Here is a 14038-nt window from a genome sequence, read left to right on the forward strand (position 1 = left end):
CACGACGAAGAGAGGTCACATGGATCAGGCGATGCACAACCACTGGTTGGTTGCTGAGCGCCGGATCGATATATCCCTTGGCGGGCTCGCGGCCTGCGCCCTGTGGGTTCTGCTGATCCCCATGTCCGTCCTGCTCACCAACACCACTTGGACGCCTCGCTTTTCCCTCGCGGTCGTGGTGGTTATTCCCATCGCTGTCATCTTCATCGGGCTTTTCGGTTCGTCCCTTCGCGTTGTGCGGGCTATCGAGGACCGCGACCAAGAGGAGCTGGCGCGTTGGCGCACCACCTTAGTTGCGCCCGCTAGCCCGGATCTGCTCCAGGCACGGCTGCGCCGCATCCACTACCTGATGCTGGGTGTGATTGCGGTGGCAATGCTGGGATTGGCGGTGTTCGCCGCACTACGGCTAGGAGCGCTTGGCTACCCCGAAGAAGCCGGCTACGTCCGCGGAATCGCACTTCTTGCGCTGGGCGTGGCGTTGGGCGTGGGTGCGCTCATGCTCCCGGTCAGTGCCAAGGCCCAGCTTCGCGTGATCGTTGCGGTGGGTTGGCTAGTGCCACTGGGTGCCGTCCTGTGTGCCATTACCCTCATGTTTAACAGTGATGCCATCGCGGCTGCCGTCAACTCTCCTACGATGACCAGCTTCGTCTACGTGATCGTTGGCATCCTCATCATGCTGATAGCAGTCACGGCCGCTGGGTTTTGGATTGCGTGGTTGGGCCGCGCGTTTTCTGGGCGGAGTCTTTTGATTAACGACGACGACCGCCACGTCCCCTCCATCTCCTCCCAGCACGGGGTGGCCGAACCCGAGTTTGATGATGTGGATGTGGAAATTGTTGAGGATGCACTAGTAATTGATGCCCGTCAGAAGTGGCTAGCCGGGGCGATCGTGCTGTCTACGGTGGTTATCCTTGTGCTCGGTGCCGTTGGCTATGCTGGTACGCCCGTACACGGGGTTGTGGCCGGGGTGCTCAGCGTGTGCACGGTCCTCTTCTTGTATCGGATGCGCGGCGGCGCTAGCCGATAGGGTGTCGCTAAGATCGCCCGTTTTCTCATTTGGGCAAGGCGGGCGTTAAGGTTGGATTCATGAAACCTGCCGTCCTGATCGTCAACCTAGGTACGCCCGAAGCACCCACAGCGAAGAAGGTGCGTCCCTATCTTCGGGAGTTCCTTAGTGATCGCAGGGTCGTAGAGATGCACCCGGCGGTGTGGCGGCCGATTCTTGATGGGATCATTCTGCGCGTTCGGCCCAAGGCATCGGCCGAAAAGTATGCTTCCATTTGGTATCCCGAGGGATCTCCCCTCATGCACTGGACGGTTCGCCAGCGTGATGCGCTGATCGAGCGCCTAGGGGACAGTGCGGAAGTGCGGCTGGCTATGCGTTACGGCAAGCCCAGCGTTCAAAGCGAGCTAAGCCGCCTGCACGCGGACGGCTACCGGAAGGTGCTCGTGGTCCCGCTCTATCCGCAGTATGCGGCATCCTCCGCAGGAACGGTTGTTGACGAAGTAGCTCGCTGGATTCTGGGCGCCCGGGATCAGTTGGAGATCCGGACCGTTCGATCCTTTCCTGAGGCGCCGGCCTACATTGATGCTTTAGTGGGTGCTATCGAATCCTCGTGGCAGGAAAACGGCCGCCCAGATTTTGCTGGGGGAGACAAGCTGATCACCAGTTTCCACGGGATTCCCAAGGCGATGCACGAAGGCGGGGACCCATACCGGTACGAGTGCGAGGCCACCGCAGATCTGTTGCGGAAGCGTCTGGGCTTGGATGAAGGCCAGTTGGTGGTTACCTTCCAGTCTGTATTCGGGCCGTCCGAATGGCTCAAGCCCGCCACAATCGACATGGTGGAGGAGCTGGGCAAGGGTGGAACTCGCCGAGTGGACGTGATTTGCCCTGGGTTCATGGCCGACTGCTTGGAAACACTCGAGGAGATCAACATCTTGAACCGCGAGACCTTCATGGATGCTGGCGGTCAGGAGTTCCACTATATTCCGTGGGCAAACGATTCCGAGGGTTGCATCAACGCGATCGAGGAACAGGTGGCCGGGCGTATCGCCGGCTGGTGATCAGTGCTTCGAGCCCTCAGGCTCTTCGCTGGCCGTTTGAGCCGTCTCAATCTGGATGGTGGAATGCTGGATCGGCACATCAAAATGGTGTGCAACGCAGTTCTTGACGTTGGCTATCACCTCTTGCGCGTGGCCGTCAGTGAAGCACTCTTGGGAGATCACCACGTGCGCCGTGAGGGTTGGCAGTCCAGTCGCGATCGTTGAGGCGTGGAGATCGTGTACATCCTCCACATGATTAAGCCGGAGAATGTGCTGTTTGACGTCGTCTAAATCGAGGCCGCGAGGCGTGAAGTCCATGAGGATCGCAAAGCTCTCGCGGATCAGCTTGATGGCGCGGGGGATGATGAGGGCGGCGATCAAGAGGGCAGCGATGGCATCGGCCCGCTGGAATCCCGTTGTCCTGATGACTACGGCGGCTACAATCACGCCGAGCGAGCCGAGCGCATCGTTGAGAACTTCAAGAAACGCGGCTCGCATGTTGAGGTTGGCGCCACGCGTTCCCGCCAGAACCAAGATCCCGATAACGTTCGCGGTGAGGCCGATTATGCCGAACAAGAGCATCTGACCAGACGGGATCTCTGGGGGAGAAAACAGACGCTGGATGCCCTCGACAGCGGCGTAGGTTCCCACGGCCAGCAACACCAACGCTTGGGCGAGTGCCGCGATCACTTCGATACGTCGGAAGCCCCAGGTGCGCTTTGCGTTCGCGGGCTTGAGCATAAGGGTGGCCGCGATCAGGGCCATGACGAGGCCGGAGGCATCCACAATCGCATGACCGGTATCTGTGAGCAGGGCGAGGCTGCCCGTGGTGATTGCGCCGATCGCCTGTGCGATGGCGATCGTTAGGCTTACCGAGAGCGCGATCCACAGCTGCTTACGGTGGTCGCCAGGCTGGCCGTCTGAGACGTGAGAGTGATCGTGTGCCATTACTTCCCTCCCAGATGAGTTGCCGCAGCGCTGCTTTCCGAGGTGGATGGCAGAACACCACTCTTGTGCAGGTGTGGGCCAAGCCGTGCGGGCTTGCCGGTTGCTTCTAGCACCTTCTCCGTTGCCGATATTAGCGTTCGAAGCAAGGCCGGATCGGCTAACGAATACCAAGTGGATCGCCCCTCGATGCGGGCGGTCAGCAGCCCGCACTCCACCAGATAGCTCACGTGCTTGCTCACGGTGGACTGGGCGAGTCCCATGTGTTGGCGCAGGTCGCGGACGCGGTGCTCACCAGAAGCTAGGTGCTGGACGATCGCAAGGCGAGTGGGATCGCCAAGTGTGTGAAAGAGGTGAGCGTAGGCCTTCGTAGAAGGGATGTCGATCGGCTGTTCCACCTGCTGAATAATCGCCATATGGCGATGGTATCGCTATGTAGCTATGAATACTACTCTTCATTTCACACGCCACATTCCCCATCCGTGCTTCTCAGAGAGTTGCCGCGATTCCGGGGGTGCGGGCTGTGATTATCGCAGGAGGTGTACGAGATGTAGTAGTTATGCTATCGTTTCGGATGTAGTATAACTACTACATTGACCGAACTCCCATATATGCGAGGAAAGTAGCATGACAGTCGTTTCCGCCACGGGCCTGAGAAAGGCATACGGCAGCCATCAGGTACTTGAGGGGCTAGATCTCCAGCTCCAGCCGGGAGAGGCGGTGGCCCTGCTCGGTCCTAATGGGGCTGGCAAGACAACCACCCTCGAGATCCTTCTTGGTTTTGTGCGGCGTGATGCCGGAACAGTGGATGTGCTGGGCGAGGATCCGGCTCGCGTGCGCGATGAACACTGGAGAGCCCGAATCGGGGTGGCGATTCAGGGAGGACAGGATCACCCGAAGTGGCGCGTGTATGAATTCCTGCGGTGGGCGCGAGCCCACTACGAGGAATCCACGAAGCTCCGCGGTGTTGATGAGCTTGCGGCAACATTCGGACTCGAAGAACACATGAATAAAGCCCTGATGGACCTGTCCGGCGGACTGCGCCGCCGCCTCGACCTAGCGGCGGCCGTGATCAATCGCCCCGAGCTGCTCATCCTTGATGAGCCCACGACGGGTTTGGATCCGGAGGTGAAGAGGGCGGTGCATGACGTCGTCGTCGATCAAATAGACAACGGGACCTCCCTACTTCTGGCAACTCACGACCTCGCGGAAGCCGACCGCATCGCGGATCGGATCCTTATTTTGAACGACGGCGGAATCGTGGCCGAGGGTTCCCCAAACGGGTTGCGCGCTCAGGTGCGGGGAAACGCGGAAGTGACGTGGCATCAAGATGGTGCCAACCACGTTCATGTGACTACCGAACCTGAAGAGTTCGTCCATGGTCTCCTCCTTGAAGACGGTGTCAGTGATCTCGAGGTGCGGCGAAGCACGTTGGAAGATGCCTACCTCGCGTTGATAAAGAACGGAGCGAACTAATGGATGCACAGGCAATTCGAGCAGGATTACGACAGGCGCGGGCCGAAGCACGAATTACATTCTTAACACCATCGTTCTTAGCAACAGTCATTTCGCCGATTGTCATGGTTCTAGCGGTGAACTACTTCTTGGACGGTGTGGAATTCGACGCGGCGATACATGATGCGGCGGCATTCTCCATCGCGGGGCTGATCGGAGCTGTAGGGGCCATTGCTGCATTCAACGTGATGAGCGAGATGCAGACTGAACGTACCGCGGGAACACTGCTCCGGCTCCGGATGCTGCCTTATGGGACGTCATCATGGGTGATCGGAAAGCTAGTGGACTCGTTCATCTACTTGATCTTTACGGGTGGGCTTATCGTGGTGGCGGCCATGCTCGTGATCCCGGGCCTTCGCCCGGACTCCGTCTCAACTTTTATCTTGGCCATTGGCTTGCTGATTGCATCGTTCATCGTGTTCTTTCCTTTCGGGGTTATCGTGGGGGCGCTCGTGCGCTCCACGTGGGGTTTTATCGTGAGCATGGGCATCTTCATGGTGCTGTATGCCGGATCCGGGACCGTGATACCGCTGAGCCTGTACCCGGAGTGGTTACAATGGGTGGTCGGAGTGACGCCGATCTACTGGACGGCGCACCTTGGACGCTGGGTTTTCTTGCCCTCCGAGGCGGGGGTAGGAGAATTAGCTGGATCATTCAATCCTGGCATAGGGGTGATAGTGCTGGCAGTGTGGGCGATAGTGGGCTTTGCTCTAGTACCGCGCGTTCTACGGAGCGGAATGAGCCGAGAGACTATGGGCAGCCTGATGGCCTCGCGTGAACGGGTTGCAACCAAGGGGTACGCGTGAGCCCGCGGCACGAAGAACCTGTCCATAATCGGCTCGCGGTACTGCGGGCCAGCCGCGGCATCACGCGGCGCGAGCTCGCCGAGGCTCTGGGTATTCATTACCAGACCATGGGGTACCTTGAGCGCGGTGAGTATGCGCCCTCTCTGCATTTGGCGCTGCGCATCGCCCAGTACTTCGGGGTTCCGGTGGAATCCGTGTTTGGGCTGGAGGAGTTTCCGCCCATTCTTTAGGTGAATCGAGGCGCGTGAAGCGACTCTGGGTGCACTTCCTATTACACTCGACCTGTGCACAAAGTCTTTGCTACCGCTCCCGGTAAGGTAAATCTCGCGTTGCGAGTTGGCCCGCCTCGAACCGACAGCTTCCATCCGCTCGATACTGTGTTTGAGGCGGTGGACGTTTACGAATCTGTTTCGGCCACATTTGATCGCAGCGAAATCTCTGTGACGATGTCGGGAAAAGGGCAAGACCTCCCCACGGATGAACAGAATCTAGCGGTCAAGGCAGCGATGGCTCTTCGCGCGAGCTTCGGGGGAAGCGATGGCGTGCATCTTGAGATTGACAAGCGTATCCCGGTGGCGGGAGGCATGGCTGGCGGATCCGCTGATGCTGCCGCAACTCTCGTGGCATGTAATGAGCTCTGGGAGCTGGAAGCTAGCGCTGATGAGCTTCTCGAGATTGCGGCGAGTATCGGCTCCGATGTGCCGTTTGCTTTGATGGGCGGGCTGGCTCACGGTGTGGGCCGCGGCGAGCGTCTGGTACCGATCAACGCGGATGTTCACCATTACTGGGTGATGATCACTGCGGCAGATGGGCTCTCCACGCCAGCGGTGTTCGGCGAGTTCGATCAGATCATGGGGTACCGGCCAGTTCCCGAGGCGCTTGTGCCCGATACTAGGGATCTCCAGCGTGCACTGGCCGCGGGCAACGCTTCGGAGATCGCATCCCTCCTGATCAATGACTTGGAGGAGCCGGCCTTCTCGCTGCGTCCGGGCCTTCGCGCCCTTTATAAGGCCGTGAAATCGCGCGGAATGGCCGCCATTCTCTCCGGTTCGGGCCCCACCGTTGCGGTGCTGGCCGAATCGAAGGGCGCCGCGGACCAACTGGCCAAGGAACTTGCTACTGAGCATCCGGATGCGGGTATTTTCCGTGCGAATGGTCCGGTGGCCGGTGCCCGTGTCACGGAGGTTATCTGAGTGGCGCACTTACTCGGGCTGCAACAGGTAGGTATCACCTTGGGCAGCCGCCCGATTCTTGGTGATATTTCGGTTGATCTAGAAGACGGCGTCCGTATTGGGGTTGTTGGCCCCAACGGCGGCGGCAAGACAACCCTGCTCCGCCTTATGACGGGCGCGGTCTCCCCAGATACCGGCATCGTCACGCGCCAGCGCGACGTCAAGATTGCTGAGCTTGCCCAGGCCGATACTTTCCCCGATGGCCAGACCGTCAGGGACGCGATCCACGGTTCGGATGCCACCCACGTCTGGGCGGGCGATGCCCACATACGCCGGCTGCATGCGGGACTACTGCCAGATATTGATCTGGACGGGAAGATTGGTGAGCTGTCCGGTGGGCAGCGTCGGCGCGTGGCGCTCGCGGCAACTCTGTGCGAGGACGCGAACATAGTGATCCTCGATGAGCCCACGAACCACCTAGACATTGATGGCATTACCTTCCTTGCGGGATACCTCAGCGAGAGGTTTGGCGGCGCGCGGCCCGAGGGCGCCCTCGTGATAGTGACGCACGACCGCTGGTTCTTGGACGCCGTGTGCACACGCCTATGGGAAGTGGTGCCCGGCAACGATGGTCCGGGAGGGCGGGATCCCCAACCTGGCCACGTAGAAACCTACGAGGGCGGTTATGCCGCCTACATACTGCAGCGCACAGAGCGTGAACGGCAGGCCGCCGTGGCGGCAGAGAAGCGCAATAACATGCTGCGGAAGGAGCTCGCATGGCTCCGCCGCGGCGCCCCCGCCCGTACCTCCAAGCCGCGTTTCCGGATCGATGCAGCAGAAGCCCTGATCGCGGATGAACCGGCACCTCGTGACACGATGGAGCTGACCAAGATGGCCACCTCCCGGCTGGGCAAGAAGGTGATTGACCTTGAGGACATCACTTTCACATACCCTGGAGCGCCAGAGCCCGTGCTGCGTGATCTCACCCTGAGGCTGGCGCCGGGCGAGCGCCTTGGCGTTATGGGGCCGAACGGTGCGGGAAAGTCCTCCCTCCTCGGCGTCATCTCCGGCGAACTTACGCCCCAAACCGGTCAGGTCAAGCGTGGCAAGACCGTCAAACTCGCGGTCCTAGACCAGAACACTCGCGAGCTTGAGAAAGTGGCGGACTTACGTGTGGTGGAAGCCGTCTCTGAAATCGCGCTGCGTGTGAGCGTAGGTAAGAAGGAGCTGACAGCAACCCAGCTCGTGGAGCGTATGGGCTTCACGCGTGAGCGGGCATGGACACGTGTTGCCGAGATTTCCGGTGGTGAGCGGCGCCGCCTCCAGCTCATGCGCCTCCTGATGGCGGAACCCAACGTACTGCTTCTTGATGAGCCCACGAACGATCTGGACACGGATACTCTCGCCGCCGTTGAAGACCTCTTGGATTCCTGGCCTGGCACGCTTGTGGTGGTCTCGCACGATCGTTACCTCTTGGAACGGCTAACGGACCGCCAGATGGCCGTGCTGGATCAGGGTTTGCGCGATCTTCCTGGGGGAGTGGACCAGTACGTGCAGCTTCGCGAGCTAGCCGGCACCCAGACCCCGCGAACGGCGGCGACCCCAGAGGATTCGGGCCCGTCCCGTTCCGCTCAGGCGCGCGAGGCACAAAAGGAGGCGTCTCGAATTGAGCGCAAGCTCGGCAAAGTGCGTACGCAGCTTGAAAAGCTGCACGCGCGTCAGGCCAAAGAATCCGAGTCGGGGGATTTCGAGGCGCTTGCTCAAACCTCCCGGGAGGCGTCCACTCTCAAAGATCAGATTGATGATTTAGAGGAATCGTGGCTAGAGGCGGCCGAGGCCGCAGAAGAACTTCAAGGTTAGGAACGGCGACGTTAGATCGCGATAAAGCCGATCACTGCGCTCGCGATGGCCAGGACAACCAGAATGGCCTCCGTGGTTACCGACTCTTTGCGGCGTGCGTGTGTGACAACAGCTCCCGACATGACCACAGCAAGACCAATGGCGGCAAGCGGTGTGAGAATCGGTGCGATGTCTGTAGCCATAGGGACGATTAGGCCGATTGCTCCAAGAATCTCGAGCCAGCCGATGGTCTTAATGAGCGCGGGGGAGCAATCGGCGGCCCAGCCCATGCCGGAGGCGACAAGCTTTTCCTGAGATTGGAAGGCATGCATGCCGCCCGCGCCGAGGAAGACAAGGGCCAGAATAACGTTGATAATCCAAAGTGCAATAGTCATGATGTGTAAAGCTTTCCTGTGTTAGTGGTTTATTGCGCGTTACGCGCAATCCTCTGCTCGAGTCTTGCCGGGATACATCTGCTCCCAGATGGCTGGCTCAGTCACTGATTCGACTACTTCACCGGCTACCCGGTGGGTCACCGTGACGGGGCCGGTAAGGCGCAGGTAGGAACCGTCGAATCCGATCAGCTTGGCAGCAAGCTTCTTGAAGCCTGTAACGGTATCGATGAACTTGTTTTGCAGGATCGTCTTCTCGCGGCTGTATGAAAGCTCGTACTCTTCATCGCCGTCGCGGTAGGTGTAGGAGTGAATGTTCCCCACCGGCTTGCCCGTGACTGGGTCTTCGTGGATATCCGACTTCTTGAAGGTGACCTTATTGCCGTCATCCGCGATGACCTTGCCATCTTTTGCCAGCATAAACACGGTGACCCTGTCATAATCGTACTTCTTCTCAGAAACGATATCCGCCGTGATAAAGGTGTATGGTCCCGCGGCACCGCGGCCCCAGTACCAGTTGTTGATGATAGAGGTCATCGGAGCATTGCCCCAGTTGTGATCGTGGTATCCGTTGCCAGATGTGGTTACTTCTGGCTCGTTGCCTACTGTGTAGGTGAGCTCAACATCTCCGTAGGGGACAGAGGGAAGCCAAGAGAAGTAGTCCTTTTCGTCTGCGCCATAAAAGATGCTTCCCGCGGCGGAACGCCACGGTTCCGTTTGCCCAGATAGATGGGCAGTAAAGGAAATATCCTCGATTGAGGCCGTGATCGTGTACTTGTGCAGATCACCACTGAAGGTGTTATTTGCGATCTTCACTTCGCAACGGTCCGTGGCAGCCGTGAACTGATCTGCAGAGAAGGTTGCTTGCTTGTGTAGTGAGCGCCCATCCGGCAGGTCAAGATCAAACTCGATCCGGGGTTGAAGCCCGGTGTTGGGGGAGGCCGCATCCTTCGTGAAGAAGGTGACCACGATTTTCGCACCGTTATCTAGGTGAGCATCGAAGTACCACCACTCGTAGAAGCCCTGCTTGGTGGAATCGGCACGCATGCCGTCTTCTCGGACCTCGATGTGGTCAGGTGCAATGCCGAAACGCTCATAATCTTTGGGGCGATCGGCTAGGAATGATTTGGGTGACATGATGTTCTGGCCTTTCTGAAATATTAGGAAGTGAACTTAGTCATGAGCTTTTGGACGGGGGTAGTGGCCATGAGCCGGGCAAGAACTTTGCCCGCCGCGGGTGCAGCGGCCTCGTGTGGCCGGCCCTTTTCCTGCATGGCCCACAATTTGTCGGCAAGTTTGTCCGGATTGACGAGCCCGATGCTTGGGACGCTCTTGCCCGCTGCTTGGAGGCTCTGGTGGATTGCGCTGTTCTCGATGAGTGCGCAGATGTAAAGACGTCCAACAAAAACGTTGGAGGGAGCAAGCTCCTTCTGGAGGGCCTGCAGATAGTTTCACTGCGCCGCCATGGCCGGGCCGGGGCCGCTCATGCGCGGGGTGCCCTGTAACGCCGTGGTGCCTTGAGCGGTGAGGATCGCACCGCTCTTCTGGGCCACCATGTGAGGCAAGAATTCGGAGACTAAGGCCGCGAACGTGGTCAGCAGCAGCGTGGTGTTTGCTTCGATCGCTTCGGGCGTGAGTTCAGCGGCAGGCACAAATGTCATATCCGGGGATGTGGGTGCGTAATAGATGACATCCGGATCTCCCGCGGTTTGGCGAATGTGGGTAGCAAGCTTACCGATCTCGGCTGATGCCATGAGATCCCCTGGAATCGCATGCGCGGTGATTCCCTCTCGCCGCAACTCCTTGGCTAGCTTCTCAAGCTTGTCTTTATTCCGTGCGACGAGTGCAACTGTGTAGCCCTCGCGCCCAAACTTCTCAGCGACGGAGCGGCCGAGTCCGGGCCCGCACCGAATATGGCATGGGTGGCATGTTTGCCTCCTTCTTGCTCGCAAAAACAAGTATCAGTACATTTGTACTGATAAGTCAACAGACTGTGATGTACTCACGACGAAAGGGGATCTAATGACGAAGAGGAATGCTCGTGGAGTCGAACGTCGCGGTCTCATCTTGCGGGCGGCGGTGACCGTCGTAGCACGGGGTGGTGCTGGTGCGCTTACTCATCGGGCCGCAGCCACGGAGGCCGGCATCTCGCTGGCTTCGGTTACATACCATTTCCCCAGCAGTGACGATCTCCGCCGGGCAACCCTCGCCTTCGCGGCCGATGAGATTGGGCCGGCGTTTGCAGCGTCTTTCGAATGCGACGGGGACCATGCGGCGATCATCGAGGATCTTGCCAGAAGGTGGCGCGACCTCGGCATGACTCACCGCGAATCGTTTATCACGCTCTTCTCCCTCTTGGTTGAAGCGCTCCACGATCCTGACTTGCGTTCCGATGTTGACGGCCTGCTCGCCTTTCCCATAAAGACCTTGACTGATGAGGGGATTTCTTCGTCCACCGCAGATGCACTCGTGGGGTCGCTCGTGGGCCTCGCTTTGATCGCACTTGCGAGAAATAGGCCCGAGGAGGCGTTAGATCAATTCGATCAGTCCGTCTTGGCACTGCTTGCGGCATTCGGGCGGAATTACGACTAGTGGCACGAAAAAACCGAGTAACTACGGAAAGATAAAATTAAGTTAATGTGCTTGCGCTCACATTAACCGTCCGTATAGGCTAAAAGTCCTAGTCCACGCACGAAAGGGATTCCATGCGCCGCCATCGACTCACAGGAATTGTGTCTGCCGCACTAATTGCGACAGCCGGCCTGGCAGCTTGCTCCAGCGCAGATGATGATGCCGAAGCAGCAGAGACCAATGCTGTAGAGGCAGAAGACGTTACAACAGAAGAAACTGAGGCTCCGGACGAAGATGCTGCAGCCGACGAAGAGGAAGAAACTTCCGCGTCCGCAGAGGGAGGTGTTCCTAGCTGGGCTAAGGAACCGACCGAGGGTGGAGATCTAATCGCCACGGTGGAAGCCGGAGACGTGACCGTCGAGGTTTTCCAAATGGGAACTGCACCGGCCCCGAAGGATGGTAACTGGGTAGACCCCGATACCAATGAGCCGCTCATTCAGGAGGGCGATGACATCGTGTTCGTAAATTACGTCATCACCAATAATGGCGATCCCATTGATTTAGGCTCCAGCTTAGTGAGCGTTGAAGCCGAATATGATGATTGGGAGTGGATGCAGGGCATGGGCGGTATCACCGATAATGCACTATCCGAGGAGATGGGCGTCCAAAGCAGTGGTGTTGCTGAAATGGCGGACCCAACCGTCTATACCTTCGGCACTGATGAACACTTCAGCTACGGCGAAAATTTCAAGTATGAGGCTGACACGGGCATCACCTTCGATGTCACCATCACTCCGGTTGATGAAAACGGAGACCTCCTTCATGATGACAAGATTGAGGGAGAAGGCTCCGGCACGATCTCCTGATCTGAGTTTCTAATGAGGCGGGCCCAAGCAATTTCTGCTAGGGCCCGCCTCATGTTGTTCCGACGTTAGCCTAGGTGAGCGCGAGGATCCGGAACGCCCGGGTAGTTGAACTCGTAGATCATGTCTCCGGACTCTTCTACGGTGCCCTCACTGTTCGTCATGGTTAGCGTGCCGTTCGCGTAGTAGCGCATGTAGGCCGGCTTGATGCCCATAGCGTCGTAAGCCTTGCGCTGCTGTTCGCCGGCCATCCCGTAGTGGACCTGATCGGCTGTGGCACCATACATGTCGCGGACCTCGATGATGTCGGTCCACGTGACGTTGAACTTGACCGTCGCGTCGTCGTCGTGAAAAACATACGTACTGGACTTCGGGTATTCCTTCTTCGTCTGCTCGTCGTAATACGTGGTGGTCTCAACCTCGGTCTCTCCACGGCTATCGAAGATGACTTTGCCGGTCTTGTCCATGACGCCAAAGATCGGGACCCGGGCGAATCCGAACTTCTCTGAGGCGACGAAATCGTAGATCACCACGGTGTAGTTGGGGGTGTAGAAGCGGCCCCAGAGCCCGTGACGCGGCAACGCGGGATCGACTGATCTGTGTAGTAGTACTCGTCGTTGTCTCCTAGTGCCATGTGGGAGGTGCCGCCCGCTCGGTAGGGGTCCACCAGTGCTTCGTAGTGGAGGTCTACGCCAACGCCTTCAACGGGTTCAACGTGAACGTCGTAGTTCTTCAGATCGCCTGTGGCGTAGTGCGGTCCAAACTGTACATCGCATTGGTCGGTGCCCACGCTCGATTCCTCGGCTGGCACGCGGAGCATGGACACGAATTTTTGCCCGTCCGGCGTTGTGATGTTGACGTTGAGGTTTGGGCTATCAGTGCCGTCACCGGCGGTGGCGGGATCAACGGGTCGGAAGCCAACCACGGTTTTCGTGCCGTCCTCCATGGTGCCGTCGAAGTACCAGACCTCGTTGTGGCCGGGCGTGGGCGTATCGCGCCGTCCGTCTTCCCAAGGCTCGACCATTCCCTCCTTGATACCGAGCTTCGCGTAGTCCTCAGGTCGTGTCATTAATCGTGCAGTAGCCATGTTCTAGACTCCTTTCTAGAGTGGGCTGTCAAGCCCATGTAGCAGTACACTATGTACGGCTACAGAATGTAGCACTAATTTAGATCGATAGGAAGGGCGGTTTTATCGTGTCTGCTAAGAACTCGGCACCTCGAGATGGGCGATCGCGTCCGCGCGCCATAACGGACAGGAAGATTGAGGCGGCAGTTCGCGAAATCATCACAACAGACGGTCCGCAGGCGGTCACGATCGAAAGGGTGAGCGAGGTGTCGGGCGTGGCGCGCACAACTCTCTATCGGCGGTATCGCAACAAGTTCGAATTGCTTCAGGGGGTCGCTGAAGAGATTGTGCCGCCACTTCCACGTGAATTGGAGATTGATCTGGAAGGATTTAGGCGCGTCTTAGAGGCCTTTCAGATCGCCTTCAGTACGCGCGGTATTGGTCAGCTCATGACGCATGTGCTGAGCGCTGATGAGGAGTTCTTGGCCGCTTGGCGCGAGCGCTTCATTGGGCCGCGCACGGATGTTCTGCGTGATTTCTTCGAGCGAGGCGTGAATGAGGGGCTGCTGCGCCCGGAGTCTAACGACGGAATGATGATTGACGTGGTGTTAGGTGCATTTTTGGCGGGCAATGCGATGCATGGGGAGCTACCGGAGGGCTGGGCGTCTAGGCTCGCGGAGCGCCTTTGGCCAGCTATTTCCCTGTCCACGGTGGAGTTGGAGCCCAACATTCTGGATGTGTGACTTCCCGCCTCGATTTGTTCGCGCTGAGCGTTGTAGGGGTGGTGAAATCACTCTATGATACTCAGGTAAGGGTAACCTAA

The 14038-nt window shown here is 58.6% G+C and carries 17 protein-coding genes; 10 read left to right on the plus strand and 7 right to left on the minus strand.

What is annotated here, in order from left to right; all coding sequences use genetic code 11:
- Nucleotides 1–19 precede the first annotated feature (19 nt).
- Nucleotides 20–1027, plus strand: a complete 1008-nt coding sequence (locus DD236_RS02200) for a hypothetical protein (RefSeq protein ID WP_109092731.1) — start codon at nt 20–22, stop codon at nt 1025–1027.
- Nucleotides 1028–1086: 59 nt separating this feature from the next.
- A complete protein-coding gene (hemH, locus tag DD236_RS02205) occupies nt 1087–2067 on the plus strand; it encodes a ferrochelatase (RefSeq protein WP_109092732.1) in 981 nt (326 codons plus the stop codon).
- On the opposite strand, the gene DD236_RS02210 is transcribed toward hemH, so the two are convergent.
- Entirely contained in the window at nt 2068–2994 is a 927-nt protein-coding gene (locus DD236_RS02210) for a cation diffusion facilitator family transporter (RefSeq protein WP_109092733.1), read from the minus strand.
- On the minus strand, nt 2994–3407 hold the full coding sequence (locus DD236_RS02215) for an ArsR/SmtB family transcription factor (protein WP_109092734.1): 414 nt from the start codon (nt 3405–3407) through the stop codon (nt 2994–2996). The genes DD236_RS02210 and DD236_RS02215 overlap by 1 nt, the downstream gene beginning before the upstream one ends.
- Before the next feature lie 211 nt (nt 3408–3618).
- Here DD236_RS02215 and DD236_RS02220 point away from each other — a divergent pair, with 211 nt between their 5' ends.
- The 5 genes from DD236_RS02220 to DD236_RS02240 are packed head-to-tail and all read left to right on the plus strand — an operon-like array spanning nt 3619 to nt 8344.
- Nucleotides 3619–4467: an ABC transporter ATP-binding protein gene (locus tag DD236_RS02220; protein ID WP_109092735.1), complete on the plus strand. Its 849-nt coding sequence runs from the start codon at nt 3619–3621 to the stop codon at nt 4465–4467.
- A complete protein-coding gene (locus tag DD236_RS02225; protein WP_109092736.1) occupies nt 4467–5312 on the plus strand; it encodes an ABC transporter permease in 846 nt (281 codons plus the stop codon). Before DD236_RS02220 ends, DD236_RS02225 begins: the two co-directional genes overlap by 1 nt.
- A complete protein-coding gene (locus tag DD236_RS02230; RefSeq protein ID WP_109092737.1) occupies nt 5309–5542 on the plus strand; it encodes a helix-turn-helix transcriptional regulator in 234 nt (77 codons plus the stop codon). Before DD236_RS02225 ends, DD236_RS02230 begins: the two co-directional genes overlap by 4 nt.
- 54 nt (nt 5543–5596) lie before the next feature.
- On the plus strand, nt 5597–6505 hold the full coding sequence (locus DD236_RS02235; protein ID WP_109092738.1) for a 4-(cytidine 5'-diphospho)-2-C-methyl-D-erythritol kinase: 909 nt from the start codon (nt 5597–5599) through the stop codon (nt 6503–6505).
- Complete coding sequence (locus DD236_RS02240; protein WP_109092739.1) at nt 6506–8344, plus strand: ABC-F family ATP-binding cassette domain-containing protein; 1839 nt, start codon at nt 6506–6508, stop codon at nt 8342–8344. It begins immediately after the preceding gene.
- 11 nt (nt 8345–8355) lie between these two features.
- Here the strand turns inward: DD236_RS02240 and DD236_RS02245 are convergent, their stop codons facing one another.
- The 3 genes from DD236_RS02245 to DD236_RS02260 all read right to left on the minus strand — a co-directional run bounded on the left by DD236_RS02245 (nt 8356) and on the right by DD236_RS02260 (nt 10673).
- Nucleotides 8356–8718 carry a DoxX family protein gene (locus DD236_RS02245; protein WP_109092740.1) on the minus strand — a complete coding sequence of 121 codons (363 nt, stop codon included), beginning with the start codon at nt 8716–8718 and terminating at the stop codon, nt 8356–8358.
- A 39-nt stretch (nt 8719–8757) separates the two neighbouring features.
- Nucleotides 8758–9852 (minus strand): lipocalin-like domain-containing protein, encoded by a 1095-nt coding sequence (locus tag DD236_RS02250; protein WP_109092741.1) that lies wholly within the window; start codon nt 9850–9852, stop codon nt 8758–8760.
- 314 nt (nt 9853–10166) lie between these two features.
- The gene (locus DD236_RS02260) at nt 10167–10673 is read right to left on the minus strand and encodes an SDR family NAD(P)-dependent oxidoreductase (RefSeq protein WP_109092743.1); all 507 of its coding nucleotides are present in this window, start codon (nt 10671–10673) and stop codon (nt 10167–10169) included.
- 64 nt (nt 10674–10737) lie between these two features.
- Between DD236_RS02260 and DD236_RS02265 the strand changes: the two genes are divergently transcribed.
- Entirely contained in the window at nt 10738–11307 is a 570-nt protein-coding gene (locus DD236_RS02265) for a TetR/AcrR family transcriptional regulator (protein ID WP_109092744.1), read from the plus strand.
- 113 nt (nt 11308–11420) lie between these two features.
- Nucleotides 11421–12152 carry a hypothetical protein gene (locus DD236_RS02270; RefSeq protein ID WP_109092745.1) on the plus strand — a complete coding sequence of 244 codons (732 nt, stop codon included), beginning with the start codon at nt 11421–11423 and terminating at the stop codon, nt 12150–12152.
- Nucleotides 12153–12217: 65 nt separating this feature from the next.
- Here DD236_RS02270 and DD236_RS02275 read toward each other — a convergent pair whose 3' ends face one another.
- Together DD236_RS02275 and DD236_RS02280 are read right to left on the minus strand one after the other, a co-directional pair.
- Nucleotides 12218–12682, minus strand: coding sequence for a hypothetical protein (locus DD236_RS02275; protein ID WP_109092746.1), 465 nt, complete (start codon nt 12680–12682; stop codon nt 12218–12220).
- On the minus strand, nt 12676–13236 hold the full coding sequence (locus tag DD236_RS02280; protein WP_133246041.1) for a hypothetical protein: 561 nt from the start codon (nt 13234–13236) through the stop codon (nt 12676–12678). Before DD236_RS02280 ends, DD236_RS02275 begins: the two co-directional genes overlap by 7 nt.
- 107 nt (nt 13237–13343) lie before the next feature.
- Between DD236_RS02280 and DD236_RS02285 the strand changes: the two genes are divergently transcribed.
- Entirely contained in the window at nt 13344–13958 is a 615-nt protein-coding gene (locus DD236_RS02285; protein ID WP_109092748.1) for a TetR/AcrR family transcriptional regulator, read from the plus strand.
- The last annotated feature ends 80 nt before the right edge of the window (nt 13959–14038 follow it).

The sequence above is a fragment of the Ancrocorticia populi genome (assembly GCF_003123745.1).
In the GTDB taxonomy this organism is placed as follows: Bacteria; Actinomycetota; Actinomycetes; order Actinomycetales; family Actinomycetaceae; genus Ancrocorticia; species Ancrocorticia populi.